General features: G+C 74.5%; 18 protein-coding genes. All 18 read right to left on the bottom strand.

The window, feature by feature from the left end; genetic code table 11:
* Positions 1-2: 2 nt before the first annotated feature.
* Positions 3-563, bottom strand: a complete 561-nt coding sequence (locus tag BKA21_RS01075; protein WP_140459018.1) for an adenine phosphoribosyltransferase — start codon at positions 561-563, stop codon at positions 3-5.
* Positions 560-1,648, bottom strand: a complete 1,089-nt coding sequence (gene secF / locus BKA21_RS01070; protein WP_140459019.1) for a protein translocase subunit SecF — start codon at positions 1,646-1,648, stop codon at positions 560-562. Before secF ends, BKA21_RS01075 begins: the two co-directional genes overlap by 4 nt.
* Entirely contained in the window at positions 1,648-3,477 is a 1,830-nt protein-coding gene (secD, locus tag BKA21_RS01065) for a protein translocase subunit SecD (protein ID WP_239072778.1), read from the bottom strand. The genes secF and secD overlap by 1 nt, the downstream gene beginning before the upstream one ends.
* Positions 3,478-3,591: 114 nt before the next feature.
* A complete protein-coding gene (gene yajC / locus BKA21_RS01060; RefSeq protein ID WP_140459020.1) occupies positions 3,592-4,008 on the bottom strand; it encodes a preprotein translocase subunit YajC in 417 nt (138 codons plus the stop codon).
* A gap of 179 nt (positions 4,009-4,187) precedes the next feature.
* Positions 4,188-5,240: a Holliday junction branch migration DNA helicase RuvB gene (ruvB, locus tag BKA21_RS01055; RefSeq protein WP_140459021.1), complete on the bottom strand. Its 1,053-nt coding sequence runs from the start codon at positions 5,238-5,240 to the stop codon at positions 4,188-4,190.
* Positions 5,233-5,856, bottom strand: a complete 624-nt coding sequence (gene ruvA / locus BKA21_RS01050) for a Holliday junction branch migration protein RuvA (RefSeq protein WP_140459022.1) — start codon at positions 5,854-5,856, stop codon at positions 5,233-5,235. Before ruvA ends, ruvB begins: the two co-directional genes overlap by 8 nt.
* Before the next feature lie 93 nt (positions 5,857-5,949).
* Positions 5,950-6,516 carry a crossover junction endodeoxyribonuclease RuvC gene (gene ruvC / locus BKA21_RS01045; protein ID WP_140459023.1) on the bottom strand — a complete coding sequence of 189 codons (567 nt, stop codon included), beginning with the start codon at positions 6,514-6,516 and terminating at the stop codon, positions 5,950-5,952.
* Positions 6,517-6,639: 123 nt separating this feature from the next.
* The gene (locus BKA21_RS01040) at positions 6,640-7,395 is read right to left on the bottom strand and encodes a YebC/PmpR family DNA-binding transcriptional regulator (RefSeq protein ID WP_140459024.1); all 756 of its coding nucleotides are present in this window, start codon (positions 7,393-7,395) and stop codon (positions 6,640-6,642) included.
* A gap of 100 nt (positions 7,396-7,495) precedes the next feature.
* Positions 7,496-8,101: a pyridoxal 5'-phosphate synthase glutaminase subunit PdxT gene (gene pdxT, locus BKA21_RS01035; RefSeq protein WP_140459025.1), complete on the bottom strand. Its 606-nt coding sequence runs from the start codon at positions 8,099-8,101 to the stop codon at positions 7,496-7,498.
* A gap of 43 nt (positions 8,102-8,144) precedes the next feature.
* Positions 8,145-9,368 (bottom strand): pyridoxal phosphate-dependent aminotransferase, encoded by a 1,224-nt coding sequence (locus BKA21_RS01030; RefSeq protein WP_140459026.1) that lies wholly within the window; start codon positions 9,366-9,368, stop codon positions 8,145-8,147.
* A gap of 90 nt (positions 9,369-9,458) precedes the next feature.
* The gene (locus BKA21_RS01025) at positions 9,459-10,064 is read right to left on the bottom strand and encodes an NUDIX hydrolase (protein ID WP_140459027.1); all 606 of its coding nucleotides are present in this window, start codon (positions 10,062-10,064) and stop codon (positions 9,459-9,461) included.
* Positions 10,061-10,972 (bottom strand): pyridoxal 5'-phosphate synthase lyase subunit PdxS, encoded by a 912-nt coding sequence (pdxS, locus tag BKA21_RS01020; RefSeq protein ID WP_140459028.1) that lies wholly within the window; start codon positions 10,970-10,972, stop codon positions 10,061-10,063. Before pdxS ends, BKA21_RS01025 begins: the two co-directional genes overlap by 4 nt.
* 173 nt (positions 10,973-11,145) lie before the next feature.
* Complete coding sequence (locus BKA21_RS01015; RefSeq protein WP_140459029.1) at positions 11,146-11,826, bottom strand: hypothetical protein; 681 nt, start codon at positions 11,824-11,826, stop codon at positions 11,146-11,148.
* Positions 11,823-13,034, bottom strand: a complete 1,212-nt coding sequence (locus tag BKA21_RS01010) for a glycosyltransferase family 4 protein (protein ID WP_140459225.1) — start codon at positions 13,032-13,034, stop codon at positions 11,823-11,825. Before BKA21_RS01010 ends, BKA21_RS01015 begins: the two co-directional genes overlap by 4 nt.
* An 11-nt stretch (positions 13,035-13,045) precedes the next feature.
* Positions 13,046-14,041, bottom strand: a complete 996-nt coding sequence (locus BKA21_RS01005; RefSeq protein WP_140459030.1) for a phosphatidylinositol mannoside acyltransferase — start codon at positions 14,039-14,041, stop codon at positions 13,046-13,048.
* Positions 14,038-14,646 carry a phosphatidylinositol phosphate synthase gene (gene pgsA, locus BKA21_RS01000; RefSeq protein ID WP_140459031.1) on the bottom strand — a complete coding sequence of 203 codons (609 nt, stop codon included), beginning with the start codon at positions 14,644-14,646 and terminating at the stop codon, positions 14,038-14,040. Before pgsA ends, BKA21_RS01005 begins: the two co-directional genes overlap by 4 nt.
* Positions 14,640-15,224 (bottom strand): HIT family protein, encoded by a 585-nt coding sequence (locus BKA21_RS00995; RefSeq protein ID WP_373308158.1) that lies wholly within the window; start codon positions 15,222-15,224, stop codon positions 14,640-14,642. The genes pgsA and BKA21_RS00995 overlap by 7 nt, the downstream gene beginning before the upstream one ends.
* A 5-nt stretch (positions 15,225-15,229) precedes the next feature.
* Positions 15,230-17,242 (bottom strand): threonine--tRNA ligase, encoded by a 2,013-nt coding sequence (thrS, locus tag BKA21_RS00990; RefSeq protein WP_140459032.1) that lies wholly within the window; start codon positions 17,240-17,242, stop codon positions 15,230-15,232.
* Between the last annotated feature and the right edge of the window lie 60 nt (positions 17,243-17,302).

The following is a 17,302-nucleotide window of genomic DNA, read 5'->3' as shown; positions in this document are numbered from 1 at the left end:
GTTCAGCCGAGCGCGAGGAGCGCGTCGACCGAGCGACCGTCGAGCAACGAGCGACCGTCGAGGGCCGAGAGCTCCACGAGGAAGCTCAGGCCCACGACCTGCGCGCCGCAGCGCTCGAGGAGGTCGACGGTGGCGGCAGCCGTCCCGCCGGTGGCGAGCACGTCGTCGATGACGAGGACGCGCGCACCCGGGCGGATCGTGAACGGCTGCACCTCGACCGAGGCCTCGCCGTACTCCAGGGCGTAGCTGACCTGCTCGACGGGACCGGGCAGCTTGCCGGACTTGCGCACGGGCACGAGCCCGGCACCGAGCGTCGTCGCCACCGGGGCGGCGAGGAGGAAGCCCCGCGCCTCCATGCCGGCCACGAGGTCGATGCCCCCGTGCTCGTCCCGCGCGGCCTGCGCCAGGTGCGCGACGACCTCGGCGAACGCGGCGGCGTCCGCGAGCAGCGGCATGATGTCGCGGAACTGGATCCCCGGGCTCGGGAAGTCCGGCACCGTGCGCAGCAGGTCGTCGACCCGCCGGGCCAGCGCCTCGCGCCCGGCGGTGCCCACGGCGCTCACCGTCGCTTCCGGCGCGGCTGCGCGTCGTGCCCCAGGTGGGTCCCGGGGCGCTGGGCGCCGACGGCCGGCGCCCCGGCGACCACGGGCTCGCCCGTGCCGTCCTCCGCGCGGGCGGCGCGACCGGCCAGCACCTTGGCCGTGTGCTCCTTGATCGCGGCCTCCCGCTCCCGCAGCGTCACCTCGAAGGGCGTCGCGAGGAAGATCGAGGAGAACGTGCCGACGAGCATGCCGACGAACAGCGCGAGCGCGATGTCCCGCAGCGTGCCGGCACCGAGGATGAACGCCCCGATGACCAGGATGGACGCCACCGGCAGCAGCGCGACGACCGAGGTGTTGATGGAGCGCACGAGGGTCTGGTTGACCGCGAGGTTCGCCTGCTCGGAGTAGGTGAACCGCGTCTGGTCGAGCGTCCCGGCGGTGTTCTCGCGGACCTTGTCGAACACGACGACCGTGTCGTACAGCGAGTAGCCGAGGATCGTGAGGAACCCGATCACCGTGGCGGGCGTGACCTCCCAGCCGATCCCCGCGTAGAGGCCGACCGTGATGACGAGGTCGTGGAACAGCGCGAGCAGCGCCGCCGCGGCCATCCGCCAGTTGCGGAAGTACAGGGTCATGACCACGGTCACGAGCAGGAGGAAGACCACGAGGCCGGTCAGGGCCTTCTGCGACACGTCCTGGCCCCAGGTGGGGCCGATGTACGTGCTGGTCACCTGGTCGGCCGGGACCGAGAACGCCTCGGCGAGCGCCTCGGAGACCGCGTCGACCTCGGCGTTGGTCAGCTCGGCGGTCTGGACACGCAGCGACGACTGGCCGAGCGAGGTGACGCGGGGCGTCTCCTCCGCGCTGACCGACGTGACCGTCTCGGTCGCGAGCTCCTGGTCGAGCTCGGCGACGCCCGACACGACGAACTCCGAGCCGCCGCGGAACTCGATGCCGGGGTTGAGGCCCGGCTTCCACAGCAGCACGAGGGAGATCAGCACCATGGCGGTCGAGATCGTGTACCAGACGCGTCGGCGCCCGACCATGTCGTACGAGCGGCGACCGGTGTACAGGTCGTTGCCCCACTGGGCGAATCCGTTGGCCATCAGTGCTCGCTCCCCTCGGGGCGCCCGGTGGTGGGTGCGTCGGTCGGCTCCGGCGGCTGCGCGGCGCGCTCGGCGGCCCGCCGCTCGGCGATGGTGAGCCCGCCCGCACCGGCCGCGACCGGCTCCGGCCGGCGGCCCGTGCGGCCCGCCTTCTCGCCGGGTGCGACGACGCGTCCGCGACCGACGTACCGGGCGGAGTCGACGCCGAGGCGGCGGGGGTCCAGGCCGGACGCCGGGTGCCCCTCGCCGAAGAAGCGGGTCCTGGCGAGCAGCACCATCACCGGGTGCGTGAACAGCAGCACGACCAGCAGGTCGATGACCGTCGTCAGGCCCAGGGTGAAGGCGAACCCGCGGACGCCGCCGACCGCGAGGAAGTACAGGACCACGGCGGCGAGGAAGTTGATCGCGTCCGAGGCGATGATCGTCCGTCGCGCACGCACCCAGGCCCGCTCGACGGCGGCGGGAAGGGTCCGCCCGTCGCGCAGCTCGTCACGGATGCGCTCGAAGTACACGATGAACGAGTCCGCGGTGACACCGATCGCGACGATGAGCCCCGCGACGCCGGGCAGCGAGAGCCGGTACCCCTGCGTCCAGGACAGCAGGGTGATGACCCCGTACGTGACGACGGCGGCGACGACGAGCGAGGCGATCGTCACCAGGCCGAGCGCGCGGTACTGCAGCAGCGAGTACAGGGCGACCAGGGCGAGGCCGATCAGGCCGGCGATGAGCCCGTTGCGCAGCTGCTCCGAGCCGAGCGTCGCGGAGATCTGCTGCTCGGACTGGACGTCGAAGCTGATCGGCAGCGAGCCGAAGTTCAGCTGGTTGGCCAGCGCAGCCGCCGAGTCCTGCGTGAAGCTGCCGGAGATCTCGGCCTGCCCGTTGGGGATGACCTCGTTCACCGACGGCGCCGAGATGACCAGCCCGTCGAGGACGGCCGCGAACTGGTTCAGCGGTGCGGTCGCGGCGGCGAGCCGCGTGGTGACCTCGGTGAACTTCGGCGTCCCGGCGGACGTGAACTCGAGGTTCACCACCCACTCGTTCGACGTGCCGCCGCTCGCGAGCTGGCGCAGGCCGGAGCTCGCGCTGGCGATGTCGGTGCCCTCGATCTCGACCGGGCCGAGCAGGAACTTCGTCGAGCCGGTCTGGTCGCAGGTGACGACGGCCTCGTCGGCCGCACCGGGCGTACCGCCGGTGAGGTTCTCCGGGAGCGTGCAGTCGAACGCGTCGAGCTCGGCCTGCAGCGCAGGCGTCAGGTAGTACTCAAGGTCGCTGGCGTTGTCGGGCGCGTCCTTGGTGGGCTCGTCGGAGAGCTCCTCCTCGGCCGCCGCGTCCTCGGTCGCAGCCTCCTCGGTGGCGGCCGGGTCGGCCTCCGCCGTGGCGTCGTCCGCGGGTGCCGCGGCCTCCTCCGTCGCCTCCGGGGCGGCGGTCGCGTCGTCCGTGGCCTCCTCGGTGGCCTCGTCGGTGACGACCGGCGTGGGTGCGGCGACGGCGAGGACGGGCCGGAGCTCCATCTGCGCCGACGTCCGCACCAGCTCGAGCGTCTCCTCCGAGGGCGTCCCCGGCAGCGCGACCACGATGTTCTGGCCGCCCTGGCTGGAGATCTCCGCCTCCGCGACGCCCGAGGCGTCCACGCGCTGGCGGATCACGTCGATCGCCTGCGCGATGGTGTCGTCGGTGACGTTCCCCTCGGCCTCGGGGACGGGCCGCAGGATGATCTGCGTGCCGCCCTCGAGGTCGAGCGCGAGGTTCGGGGTGAAGGACGCGTCGCCCCAGCGGGTCCCGGCCGCGATCGAGGCGAAGATCGCCACGACCACCAGCAGCAGGGTCACCAGGGTGCGGACCGGCCGTTCACGACGGCGGGGAGGTGGGGCCAACGGAGTCTTCTCTCGTGCGCGCACCGCCGGAAGGCGGTGGGGATCGAGGTCCGGCGAGCCGGACCGCTGCTACTTCGTGCCGGGGTCCTGGGGCTTGCTGCCGGGCTCGTCGTCCCGAGGCGCCGCGGGCGGCTCCGGGGGCAGCGACGACAGGTCGTCGGGGACCTGGACGTCGTCGACGTCCGCGTCCTTCGCACCGACCTCGTCGTCGGTCGCGTCGTCGACGACGACGGGCTCGACCTTGCGCGCGATGGCCGCGCGCAGCCAGCGGGTCGAGCTGCCGGGCGTGGACTCGAGGGTGATGACGTCGCCCTCGACGTCCGTGACGGTGCCGTACATGCCGGAGCTGGTCATGACCTCGTCGCCGGGCTGGAGGTTGTCGCGGAACTCCATGGCCTCGCGCTGCTGCTTGCGGCTGCGGCTCGACATGAACCACAGCAGCGCGAACGCGGCAGCGACGAAGAGGAACAGCGTGTAGTCGCCCATGAGGGGTGTGTGTCTCCGGATTCGTCAGGAACGTCCGCCGCAGTCTAGGCGCCGCGGCCCGCCGCTCCAACGTCCCGGCGCCGGGACGGGTTCCCGGGATCGCGCAGGTCGGACCGCAGTCGGCGCGCCGCACCGGCGCGCCCTGCCCGGTCGGCCGTCCGCGCCGGACGCCGCACCGGTCAGGCGAACAGCGTCCCGCCGGCCGACGGCGGCACGAGGCCGAGGTGCTCCCAGGCCGCCGGCAGCGCGACCCGGCCCCGCGGTGTCCGGCCCACGAGGCCCTCCCGGACGAGGAACGGCTCGGCCACCGTCTCGACGGTCTCGGGCTCCTCCCCCACGGCGACCGCGAGCGTCGTCAGACCCACCGGCCCACCGCCGAACCGCCGGCACAGGGCGTCGAGCACGGACCGGTCGAGCCGGTCCAGACCGCGGGCGTCGACCTCGTACACCTCCAGCGCGGCGCGTGCCGCGTCGAGCGACATCCGGCCGTCGCCGCGCACCTGCGCCCAGTCGCGCACGCGGCGCAGCAGCCGGTTGGCGATGCGGGGCGTCCCGCGCGAGCGCGACGCGATCTCCGCCGCCGCGGCAGCCTCCAGCGGGGCGCCGAGCAGCCCGGCCGAGCGCACGAGCACGCGCTCGAGCTCGTCGTCGGAGTAGAAGTCGAGGTGGCCCGTGAAGCCGAAGCGGTCGCGCAGGGGCGCGGGCAGCAGGCCGGCGCGGGTGGTGGCGCCGACGACCGTGAACGGCGGCAGCGACAGCGGGATCGCGCTCGCGCCGGCACCCTTGCCGACGACGACGTCGACGCGGAAGTCCTCCATCGCCACGTACAGCAGCTCCTCCGCCGGACGCGCGAGGCGGTGGATCTCGTCGAGGAAGAGCACCTCGCCCTCCTCCAGGGAGGACAGCACCGCCGCGAGATCCCCCGCGTGCTGGATGGCGGGGCCGCTCGTCACCCGCAGCGACGCCCCGAGCTCGGCGGCGATGATCATGGCGAGCGTCGTCTTGCCCAGGCCGGGCGGGCCGGACAGCAGCACGTGGTCCGGCGCCCGCCCGCGGCCCAGCGCCGCCTCCAGGACGAGCGAGAGCTGGTCGCGCACGACACGCTGACCGACGAACTCCTCCAGCCGCCGCGGCCGCAGCGCGGCCTCCGCGGCGCGCTCGAGGTCGTCGGCCCCCGGGCGCACGAGCGAGACGTCGACGTCCGTCCCGTCCTCGCCGGCCTGCTCAGCCACGGGCACCGCCGAGCGCACGCAGCGCGGCCCGCAGGACGCCGGGGACGTCCTGCGCCCCCAGCGGACCGGCGGTCTCCGCGGCCCCGGACAGCACGCCCTCGACGGCGTCCTGCGCGGCGCGCTGCTGCCAGCCCAGGCCGACGAGCGCCTCGACGACGTCCGCACGGTGGTCGGGCGCCGGGGCGGCCGTGCCGGACCCGACGACGGCACCGACCGGGGGGCCGAGCCGGTCACCGAGCTCGAGCACGATGCGCTGGGCGCCCTTGCGCCCGATGCCCGGCACGCGCACCAGCGCCGCGAGGTCCTCGTCGGCGACCGCACGGCGCAGCCCGTCGGGCGTGTGCACCGCGAGCATCGCCAGGGCCAGGCGGGGACCGACGCCGGAGACCGTCTGCACGGTCTCGAAGACGTCGCGCTCGTCGGCGTCCGCGAACCCGAAGAGGGTCAGCGCGTCCTCCCGGACGACGAGCGAGGTGTGCAGCCGCCCGGGCTGCCCCACCCGCAGGCCGGCGAGCGTCGTGGGCGTGGCGTGCACGAGCATGCCGACCCCGCCGACCTCGACGACCGCGCAGTCCAGCCGCACCGTCAGGACCGTCCCGTGCACGGACGCGATCACCGCACCGCACCTCCCGTCACCGTCGGCCCGCCGGTGCGGGCGCGGCGACCACTGTGCCACACGCGGGCGAACATGTGTACGAAGGACGCGCGCTCAGCGGCGCGCGCGCGCCGCCTGCTCGGCGCCGGCCCAGGCCTGCTGGGCCGGGGTCAGCGCGCCGGGCGGGCGCTGCGGCGCGCCGACCGAGCCCGCGGGCCGCCACAGGTGGCAGATCGCCAGCGCCAGGGCGTCCGCCGCGTCGGCGGGGCGCGGGAGCTCGTCGAGCGCCAGCAGCCGCTGCACCATGGTCTGCACCTGGGCCTTGCCGGCGCGTCCGCTGCCGGTGACGGCGGCCTTGACCTCGCTCGGCGTGTGCATGGCGACGGGGATCCGGCGCCGCGCGGCCGCGACCATCGCCAGACCGGCGACCTGCGCGGTGCCCATCACGGTGCTGACGTTGTGCTGGGCGAACACCCGCTCGACCGCGAGCGCGTCGGGGGCGTGCTCCTCGAGGTACTCCTCGATGCCGCGCTCGATGCGCAGCAGCCGCTGGTCCACGTCGAGGGACGGCTCGGAGGTGGCCACCCCGACGGCGACCATGCGCAGGCGGCGGCCCGGCAGGCCGTCGACGACCCCGAGGCCGCAACGGGTCAGGCCGGGGTCGACTCCGAGGACGCGCACGGACCCATCGTCGCAGGCCCGGGGGCCGGGCCGGTGCGCCGCGCCGGGGCGAGGGGCGCCCTGGACGCAGCGCGGGCGCCCAGGTGCTGGACCCGGGCGCCCGTGCGCGGCGTGCGTGCCGGCTCAGTCCTCGTCGAGCTCGGCCATGACCTCGTCGGAGGCGTCGAAGTTCGCGTAGACGTTCTGCACGTCGTCCGAGTCCTCGAGCGCGTCGATCAGCTTGAGGATCTTGCGGGCGCCGTCGGCGTCCACCTCGATCTGCGTGGACGGCCACCACACGACGTCGGCGGAGTCGTAGTCGATGCCGGCCTCCTGCAGGGAGGTGCGCACGGGCACGAGGTCGGTCGCCTCGGACAGCACCTCGAACTGCTCGCCCAGGTCGTTGACCTCCTCGCCGCCGGCCTCGAGGACGGCCTCCATGACGGCGTCCTCGTCGGTGCCCTCCTTGGGGACGACGACGACACCCTTGCGGCTGAAGATGTACGCGACCGAGCCGGGGTCGGCCATCTGGCCGCCGTTGCGCGTGAACGCGACGCGCACGTCGGACGCGGCACGGTTGCGGTTGTCGGTGAGGCACTCCACGAGCACCGCGACGCCCCCGGGGCCGTAGCCCTCGTAGGTGATCGACTGGTAGTCGGCACCGCCGGCCTCGGCGCCCGAGCCGCGCTTGACGGCCCGGTCGATGTTGTCGTTGGGCACCGACGACTTCTTGGCCTTCTGGATGGCGTCGAACAGCGTCGGGTTGCCCGCCGGGTCACCGCCGCCCGTGCGGGCCGCGACCTCGATGTTCTTGATCAGCTTCGCGAAGAGCTTGCCGCGCTTCGCGTCGATGACGGCCTTCTTGTGCTTCGTGGTGGCCCACTTGGAGTGACCCGACATGCCTCGATACCCCTTCGCCTGACGCGGACGGACCCTGCAGCGCGCTCCCCGCGTGCCCGGCTCGGCGTCGACGCGGACCGGGCGGCGGGGTGCCGCGACCTCACAGGGTGTCGCGGACGATCTGCACGAACAGTCGGTGCACCCGCGTGTCGCCGGTCACCTCCGGGTGGAAGGACGTGACGAGCGACGCCCCCTGGCGCACCGCGACGATCCTACCGGCGGCGGGCCCGTCCGCGACGCGCCCGACGACCTGGGCGGCCGGACCCACCTCCTCGACCCAGGGCGCGCGGATGAACACCGCGTGCACCGGGTCGGGCCCGTCGACCCCGTCGATGCGCAGGTCGGTCTCGAACGAGTCGACCTGACGGCCGAAGGCGTTGCGGCGGACGGTGATGTCGACGCCGCCGAGCGTCTGCTGGCCCTCGATGCCGCCGATGATCCGGTCGGCCAGCAGGATCATGCCCGCGCACGAGCCGTACGCGGGCATCCCCGCGCGCAGCCGGGCCTGCAGCGGGCCGAACAGGTCGAACGCGCGCAGCAGCTTGTCGATGGTCGTGGACTCCCCGCCGGGGAGCACGAGCGCGTCGACGGCGTCGAGCTCGCTCGTGCGTCGGACGCCGACGGCGCGCACGCCCGAGGCGGTGAGCGCGGCGAGGTGCTCGCGCACGTCGCCCTGCAGGGCCAGGACTCCGATGGTGGGTGTCACGGGCGTCGATCCTAGGGCCGTGCCGCGCCCGCGGGCGTCGCGGTCACCGGGCCGCCGCCAGGCCCGCCCCACCGCCGGCCGCGGTGCCGGCCGCAGCGTCGGCCCCAGCGTCGGCACGGCGGGCGACGACCTCGTCGGCGAGCCGGTCGAGGCCTTCGAGGAGTGCCGCCCGGGGTGCGGCCAGCGAGACCCGGACCATGCCGGCCGCGGCGTCGCCGAACGTCGAGCCCGGTGCCACCGCGACGTGCCGGTGCTCGAGCAGGCGCAGCGCGAACGCGTCGGTGTCGGCCTCGCCGACGTCGACCATGAGGTAGAACGCGCCGGCCGGGCGCACGTGCGCCACGCCGCGCCGCTCGAGCAGGGCGAGCGCGGCGTCACGCCGGTCGCGGTAGGAGGCGACCGCGGCGTCGACGACGTCCTGGGGCCCGGTGATCGCGGCGAGGGCGCCGACCTGGCCGGTCGTGGACGGGCACGCGACGGTGGCCTCGGCGAGGTGGCCCATCATCTCGACGACCTCGGGGTCGGGGACGACGGCCCAGCCCGCGCGCCACCCCGTCATCGCGTAGGACTTCGACAGGGAGTAGAAGGCCACGACGCGGCCGTCGGTGTCGAACGCGGTGGGCGAGACGTGCGGGGCGTCGAAGGTGATCGACTCGTAGCACTCGTCGGACAGCACCCACAGGTCGTGGCGGCGGGCGACCTCGACGAGGGCCTCGAGCACGTGCGGGGGGTACACCGCGCCGGTGGGGTTGTTCGGGGAGCAGATGATCATCGCGCGGGTGCGCGGCGTGATGCGGGCCTCGACCTCGGCGGGGTCCGGCACGAACCCCTCGCGGGCGTGCGTGGCGTAGCGGCGGGGCACCACACCGGCGGCGACGGCCGCCATCTCCCAGTTGGGGAAGGCCGGGTCGGGCACGAGCAGCTCGTCGCCGGGGGCGAGCATCGTCGCCATCGCCATGGCGAGGCCGTGCATGGCGCCGTGGGTGACGACGATCTCGTCGGCGGCCGTCGGGCGGCCGTACCGCTGCGTGACGCGGTCGGCGGCCGCCGCGCGCAGCTCGGACAGGCCGAGGCTCGAGGTGTACCCCGTCCGGCCCGCGCGCGCGGCAGCGGCCGTGGCGTCGACGACGTGCGCGGGCGGCGCGAGGTCGGGCTCGCCGATCTCGAGGTGGATCGCCTCGGGGTCGTGCAGCGCGAGCTCCATGAGCGTGCGGATGCCGCTGCGCGGGATCCGGGCGGCCGGGGACGTGGTGGCGACACGAGGCATGCCCCGACGGTAGCGCCGTCAGGTCACACGAACGTTACCGACCGGTACGTTCGGAGGGTGACGTCGGTCGCTCCGCCGCCACCGGCCCCGTCACTCGCGCGCGAGCCCGAGGTGCCGCACCTGCCCGTCCCAGACCAGCACGTCGCGCACGAGGTCGGCCAGCCCCGCCGGGAAGACCTCGATCTCGACGGCCGCGAGCGCGTCGAGGTCCCACCAGGCCATCTCGTCGATGACGTCGTGCTCGACGCTCGTCCACCCGTCGCGGCTGAGGTCGGCGACCTCGTCGCGCCGGACCCGGGCCACGAACAGCTCCTCGTCCTGGCGGCAGGTGCGCGAGACGAAGTCGAACTCGGCCGAGCGGGTGTACACGGGGCCGACGAGCGCGTCGAGGCCGATGGTGATGCCGGTCTCCTCGCGGACCTCGCGGACCGCGGCCTGCCGGGAGTCCTCCCCCGCGTCGAGGCCGCCGCCGACCGTGAACCACCACGACCGCTCGGGCTGGTCGGCGTCGTGCCCGCGCACGAGCAGCACCCGGTCGTCCTCGTCGAGCAGGATCACCCGGGCGGCGCGGCGGAACAGCACGCCGTCCTCGCCGGGCTGCCACTCGGGCCCGAACGCGTGGACGGGGCCGCCCCCGTCGGCGCTGGAGCGCGCGACGGGGGCGGCGGGCACGTCCGTGGCCCCGGGCGTGGTCACCAGCCGCGCTCGGCCAGGCGGTGCGGCACGGGGACGTCGTCGACGTTGATGCCGACCATGGCCTCGCCCAGCCCGCGCGAGGCCTTGGCGATGACGTCCGGGTCGTCGAAGAACGTCGTGGCCTTGACGATCGCGGCGGCGCGCTCCGCGGGGTTGCCGGACTTGAAGATGCCCGAGCCGACGAACACGCCCTCGGCGCCGAGCTGCATCATCATCGCGGCGTCGGCGGGCGTGGCGATCCCGCCGGCGGTGAAGAGGACCACGGGCAGCTTGCCGGCCGTGGCGACCTCCTTGACCAGCTCGTACGGGGCCTGCAGCTCCTTGGCCGCGAGGTACAGCTCGTCCTCGGGCAGGGACGTCAGCCGGCGGATCTCGTCGCGCAGGGTGCGCATGTGCGTCGTGGCGTTGGACACGTCGCCCGTGCCGGCCTCGCCCTTGGAGCGGATCATGGCCGCGCCCTCGGTGATCCGGCGCAGGGCCTCGCCGAGGTTGGTCGCACCGCAGACGAACGGCACGGTGAAGGCCCACTTGTCGATGTGGTGGGCGTAGTCAGCCGGCGTGAGGACCTCGGACTCGTCGACGTAGTCGACACCGAGGCTCTGCAGCACCTGCGCCTCGACGAAGTGCCCGATGCGGGCCTTCGCCATGACGGGGATCGACACCGCCTCGATGATCCCGTCCACGAGGTCCGGGTCCGACATGCGGGCGACGCCGCCCTGCGCGCGGATGTCCGCGGGCACGCGCTCGAGCGCCATGACGGCCACCGCGCCGGCGTCCTCGGCGATCTTCGCCTGCTCGGGCGTGACGACGTCCATGATGACGCCGCCCTTGAGCATCTCGGCCATGCCGCGCTTGACACGCGCGGTGCCCACCTCGCCGGCGGCGTGGGGCTGGGTGTTCTCGGTCACTGCGGGCCTCTTCGGATCCGGGGTTCGGGACGTCCGGCAACCCCCGGCCGCCGCCCGGCGCGAGCCGTCGACGGCCGCCGTGGTCCGGACCCGGCTCATCCTAGTTCGTCGCCACCCCGGCGTCGGTGCCGCGTCCACGCCGCGCGGCGCCCCGGCACCTCGGCGGCGCGGTGTCAGCGGACCGGGCGCCCGGCCGCAGGCTGCTCGCCGGGCCGCGGCAGCGCGGCGGGCCAGGCGTCGTCCATCTCGAGGGTCTCGGGCTCGGCCGCGTGGCCGGCGAGGCGCAGCAGACGCACGACCGCCCCGCGGCGCACCCGCTGGGTCTGCGCGACCGCCTCGTTGTGGAACCGGCGTGCGAGCTGCACGCGGTACCAGGCGGCACCGAGCGCGGCGAGCAGGGCGTCGCCGGCCGGCTCGGCGGCCAGCGCGTCGACCTCGTCGGCGTCGTCGAGCACCTCGCGCAGCGCCGCGGACAGCTCGCTCTCGACGCCGCCGCGCCGGCCCGGCACGGCGGCGCCGGGCACCACGTCGGGGATGCCGTCGCCGTCGCCGTCGAGGAGGGCCAGGAGGCCGTCGGGCAGCGGTCCGCGGGGCACGTCCCGGCCGGTGCCGGACGCCGCGAGCGCCGCCCACGCCGCCTCGCCGACGACGACCGAGCTCACGGGGTCGAGCAGGCCGCTCGTGGCGAGCTCGGCCGCGACCGTCGCGCGCCGGACCAGCTGGGTCTCCACGACAGCCCGGGACGCGCCGACCTTGCGGTGCAGGCGGTCCAGGCGCGAGGCCCGGACCCAGACGAGCCACAGCAGGAGGCCGACGACGAGCACCACGACGACGGCGAGCTCGGACCACGTCATGCGTTCACCCCGCCGCTCACGCCGCCGCGGGCACGGCGCAGCTCCAGCAGGCGGGCCCCGCGCAGCGACGACGGGTCCTCCCCCACGGGTGCGTCCCGGCCGGCCACGGCCATCTCGTACACGGCCAGCACCTGGTCGGTCACGGCCGACCAGTCGTAGCGGCCGACGACGCGCCGGGCCCGGGTGCGCACCCGCTCGCGGACCTGCGGGTCGCCCAGCACGCGCACGAGCGTCGCGCCCAGGTCGTCGCCGTCGCCGGTGCGGAACAGCACACCGGCCTCGCCGTCGTCGAGCACGCGGGTGAACGCGCCGAGGTCGCTCGCGACGACCGCCGCACCCGCGGCCATGGCCTCGACGAGGACGATCCCGAAGCTCTCCCCGCCGGTCTGCGGGGCGCAGTAGACGTCGACGGAGGACAGCAGCCGGGCCTTGTCCTCCTCGCTGACCCCGCCGAGGAACTCGACCGACGACGCGCGGTCGCCGAGGATCTCGCGGGCCTGCTCCTGCCCCGTCTCCCCCCGGCCGGCGACGAGGAACCGGGCGCCGGGCAGGGCGTCGAGCACGTGACCGACCGCCCGCAGCAGGACCGGCAGGCCCTTGCGGCCCTCGTCGTAGCGGCCGAGGAACGCGACAGTCGGGGCCTGCGTCGTGCCCGTCCAGCGGGGGTCCGGCTCGGCGCGGTCGAACGTGTCGACCCACACGCCGTTCGGGATGACGACGGCGTCGCCGCCGAGGTGCTCGACGAGCGTGCGCCGGGCGTCCTCGGAGACCGCGATCCGCAGGGAGATCTTCTCCAGCGACTGGCGCACCAGCGGGTACGCCACCTGCAGCGACCGCGAGCGCAGCAGCGAGGTGTGGAAGGTCGCCACGACGGGGCCGTCAGCGATCCACAGCGCGAGCATGCTCAGGCTGGGCGTGACGGGCTCGTGCAGGTGCAGGACGTCGAACTCGCCCTGCGCGAGCCAGCGGCGCACGCGCCGGGCGGTCACGGGGCCGAACGTCAGGCGGGCGACGGAGCCGTTGTAGTGGACGGGCACGGCCCGCCCGGCGGGTACGAGGTAGTCCGGGACGGGCGTCTCGTCGGCGGCCGGGGCGAGCACCGAGACGGAGTGGCCGCGGGCGATGAGCGCCTCGGCGAGGTCGCGGACGTGGAACTGCACGCCGCCGGGCACGTCGAACGAGTACGGGCAGACCAGCCCGACGCGCAGCGGCCGGCCGCTCACGCCGGACCTCCGACCGGGACGTCGGCGCCGGGGCCCCCGGTGTCGGGCGCGGACCGCACGGTGGCGTCGCGGGCGGGGTCGAGGTCCTCGACGAAGACGCGCTGGAGCATGTGCCAGTCCTGCGGGGCGGCGTGCACCTGCGCGGCGAACGCGTCGACCCAGGACTGCGTCACGGCGACGAGCCGCTCGGTGCGCGGCATGTCGTCGGGCACGGGGACGACCGGGGAGAACGTCAGCACGATCCCCCAGGGGCCGCCGGCGGCGCGGCGGCGGGGGCCGCGCAGCCGCTCGTACCGGATCGACGTGGGCACGAGGGGTGCTCCGACGCCGATCGCGAGCGCGGCGGGGCCGGCGGCGACGCGGGCGCGCCGGCCGAACAGGTCGACCTCGACGCCCTTCGCGGTCAGGTCGCGGTCGGCCAGCAGCGGCAGCAGGCCGGGTCCGGTGCGCGCCACCCGCACGAGCTGGCGGTAGACGTCGCCGCCACCGGTGAGGGGGATGATCGTCAGGCCGAGGCTCTCGCGGAACGCGACGAACTCCTGGAAGAGCTCCTCGGGGCGCAGCCGCTCGGCGACGGTCGTCACCGGGCCGAGCGCGCGGGTGGCCCAGGCCCCGGCGAGGTCCCAGTTGCCCGTGTGCCCCAGGACGAGGAGCACCTGCCGCCCGGCGTCGAGGTGGGGCTGGACGTGCTCGCGCCCCTCGACCCGCACCCGGGCGTCGATCTGGTCGAGGGTGAGCCGGCGCAGGGTGAACGTCTCGCCGAAGTAGCGCAGGTAGGACCGCATGCCCGCGCGGGACAGGCGGCGCAGGGCACGGGCGTCGAGCTCGGGGCGCACGCGGGCGAGGTTCGCCTCCAGCCGGCGCACGCCGGACGTGCGGCGCACCCACGTGACGTCCGCGGCGACCGTCGTCAGGGCGCGCACGACGGGGCCGGGCACGCGGTGCCCGACCTTCCAGGCCAGGTGGTACAGGCGGGCGACGTCCAGGCTCATGCGTTCTCCTGCACCTGACGGCGGACCGTGGCCATGCGCTGGACGACGGTCACGGCGGACGCCACCGCGAGCAGCGCGAGCACCACGGACATCACGACCGTGGGGGCGCCGGCACCGACCACGGCGGTCGCGACGAGCACGACGAGGAGCCGGTCGGCGCGCTCGGCGATCCCGCCGCTGGCGGTCATGCCGAGCCCTTCCGCGCGGGCGCGGGCGTAGGGGACGACGGACCCGAGCACCAGGCACGCGAGCGCGAGCAGCGCGGCGGTGCGGTCGTCCCCGCCGCCGACGTACCAGACGACCAGGCCCGAGAAGATCGCGGCGTCGCCGAACCGGTCGAGCGTCGAGTCGAGGAACGCACCCCACGGCCCGGTACGGCCCGAGCGGCGGGCCATCACCCCGTCGAGGGAGTCGGTGAGCGTGAACACGCCGATCACGACCGCGCCGAGCAGCAGGTGCCCGGTCGGGAACGCCCACAGGGCGGTGACGACGACGACGAGCGTGCCGGCCACGGTGACGACGTCCGGCGAGACGCCGGCGCGCAGCAGCGCGTCGGCCAGGGGCGCCCAGACCTTCTGCGCGAGCCCGCGGAAGCGGTTCAGCACGTCGTCCCCCCGTCGGCGGGCCAGGCCGCGGCCAGGCGGGCGCGGGTGTCGCCGAGGACCTCCGGCAGAGCACGGGTGCTCGCGACGATCGGCAGGAAGTTCGCGTCCCCGCCCCACCGCGGCACGACGTGCTGGTGCAGGTGCGCCTGGATGCCCGCACCGGCGACCTGGCCCTGGTTCATGCCGAGGTTGAACCCCTGCGGCCCGTGCACGGCCCGCAGGGTCCGCATGGCCGTGCGGGTCAGGGCGGCGACCTCGACGACCTCCTCGGGCGTGAGGTCCGTGTAGTCGGCGACGTGCCGGTAGGGGCAGACCATGAGGTGCCCGGCGTTGTACGGGTACAGGTTGAGCACGACGAACGCCACGGCGCCGCGCGCGACGACGAGCCCCTCGTCGTCCGGCAGGCCAGGGACGCGGCAGAAGGGGCAGCCGTCGCCGGGGGCGTCGTCGGCCGGCTTGTCCTGCCCGCCGATGTACGCCATGCGGTGCGGCGTCCACAGCCGCTCGTAGCCGTCGGGGTCCCCGGCCAGACCGTGCGTGAGGGGCACGGCGTCGCCGGGGTCAGCGGGGTCGGCCACGGGCGTCAGACCTGCACGCGGTCGCGCACCGCGGCGACGATGCGCTCGACGGCCTCGTCGACGGGCACGCCGTTGTCCTGGCGGCCGTCGCGGTACCGGAACGAGACGGCACCCACCTCGGCGTCCTCGCCGCCCGCGATGAGCACGAACGGGATCTTCTGCGTGCTGGCGTTGCGGATCTTCTTGCCGAACCGGTCGTCGGAGCGGTCCACCTCGGCGCGGATCCCCAGCGCGCGCAGGCGCTGGACGACCTCGTCGAGGTAGGGCTCGAACGGCTCGGCGACGGGCACGGCGAGCACCTGGACGGGGGCGAGCCACGCGGGGAACGCCCCGGCGTAGTGCTCGGTGAGCACCGCGAAGAACCGCTCGATGGAGCCGAACAGGGCCCGGTGGATCATGACCGGCCGCTGCCGGCTGCCGTCGGGCGCCGTGTACTCCAGCTCGAAGCGCTCGGGCAGGTTGAAGTCGAGCTGGATCGTCGACATCTGCCAGGTCCGGCCGATGGCGTCCTTGGCCTGGACGGAGATCTTGGGGCCGTAGAACGCCGCGCCGCCCGGGTCGGGCACCAGGTCGAGGCCGGACGCCTCGGCGACCTCGCGGAGCGTGTCGGTGGCCTCCTGCCAGACCTCGTCCGAGCCCACGGACTTCTCGGGGTTCTTCGTCGACAGCTCGAGGTAGAAGTCGTCGAGGCCGTAGTCCTTGAGCAGGTCGAGGACGAAGGTGAGCAGGCTGGTCAGCTCGTCCTTCATCTGCTCGCGGGTGCAGTAGATGTGCGCGTCGTCCTGGGTGAAGCCGCGGGCGCGGGTCATGCCGTGCACGACGCCCGACTTCTCGTACCGGTAGACCGTGCCGAACTCGAACAGCCGCAGCGGCAGCTCGCGGTACGAGCGGCCGCGCGCGGCGAAGATCAGGTTGTGCATGGGGCAGTTCATGGGCTTGAGGTAGTAGTTCTGCCCGGCCCGGCGCACGTGGCCCTCGGCGTCGCGCTCCTCGTCGAGCTGCATGGGCGGGTACATGCCGTCGGCGTACCAGTCCAGGTGCCCGGAGATCTGGAAGAGCTGCTCCTTGGTGATGTGCGGGCTGTTGACGAACGAGTAGCCCGCCTGCACGTGCCGGCGGCGCGAGTACTCCTCCATCTCCATGCGGATGATCCCGCCCTTGGGGTGGAACACCGCCAGCCCCGAGCCGATCTCCTCCGGGAACGAGAACAGGTCGAGCTCGTTGCCGAGCTTGCGGTGGTCGCGCCGCTCCGCCTCGGCGATCCGGTCGAGGTACGCCTTGAGCTCGTCCTTGGTCGGCCACGCGGTGCCGTAGACGCGCTGCAGCTGCGGGTTCTTCTCCGAGCCGCGCCAGTACGCCGCGGCGGACCGGGTCAGCTGGAAGCCGTTGCCGATGAGGCGGGTGCTGGGCAGGTGCGGGCCGCGGCACAGGTCCTGCCACACGACGGCCTCGGACTCGCGCCCGGCGCCGCGCACGTTCTGGTAGATCGACAGCCCGCCCAGGCCGACCTCGACGGACGCGCCGTCGGTGCCGCCGGCGTCGCCCTTGAGGCCGATCAGCTCGAGCTTGTAGGGCTCGGCGGCGAGCTCCTCGCGCGCCTGCGCCTCGGTGACCTCCCACCGCCGGAAGGTCTGGCCCTCCTTGACGATGCGCCCCATGACCTTCTCGACGGCCTTGAGGTCCTCGGGGGTGAACGGGGTCTCGACGTCGAAGTCGTAGTAGAAGCCGTCGGTGATCGGCGGGCCGATGCCCAGGCGGGCCGACGGGTTGACCTCCTGCACGGCCTGGGCCAGGACGTGGGCGGCGGAGTGCCGCAGCACGGCGAGCCCGTCGGGCGAGCCGATGGTGACGGCCTCCACGACCGACCCGGCGGGCAGCTCGACCGCGAGGTCCTTCAGCTCCCCGTCGACGCGGACGACGACGACGTCACGGCGGTCGGCGAACAGCGTCGTCCCCGTGGTGCCCGCCTCCACCTGGGTCGCGACTCCGTCGACGGTCAGGGCGATGCTCTCGGGCACGTGCGTGGCTCCTCGTGGTGCGCCCGCGCCGCACAGGTCGCGGCGGTGTCGGCGGTCGCC

This window comes from Cellulomonas oligotrophica (assembly GCF_013409875.1).
Lineage (GTDB): Bacteria > Actinomycetota > Actinomycetes > Actinomycetales > Cellulomonadaceae > Cellulomonas > Cellulomonas oligotrophica.
Note: the sequence above shows the minus strand (reverse complement) of the source record. Positions and strands in the feature narration are given on the sequence as shown.

Excerpts from the sequence above, each read along its gene's own strand:
- secF (WP_140459019.1), bottom strand. The coding sequence starts at position 1,648 with ATGGCCAACGGATTCGCCCAGTGGGGCAACGACCTGTACACCGGTCGC.
- yajC (WP_140459020.1), bottom strand. The coding sequence starts at position 4,008 with ATGGGCGACTACACGCTGTTCCTCTTCGTCGCTGCCGCGTTCGCGCTG.
- BKA21_RS01040 (WP_140459024.1), bottom strand. The coding sequence starts at position 7,395 with ATGTCGGGTCACTCCAAGTGGGCCACCACGAAGCACAAGAAGGCCGTC.
- BKA21_RS01030 (WP_140459026.1), bottom strand. The coding sequence starts at position 9,368 with ATGCCTCGTGTCGCCACCACGTCCCCGGCCGCCCGGATCCCGCGCAGC.
- BKA21_RS01015 (WP_140459029.1), bottom strand. The coding sequence starts at position 11,826 with ATGACGTGGTCCGAGCTCGCCGTCGTCGTGGTGCTCGTCGTCGGCCTC.
- BKA21_RS01005 (WP_140459030.1), bottom strand. The coding sequence starts at position 14,041 with ATGAGCCTGGACGTCGCCCGCCTGTACCACCTGGCCTGGAAGGTCGGG.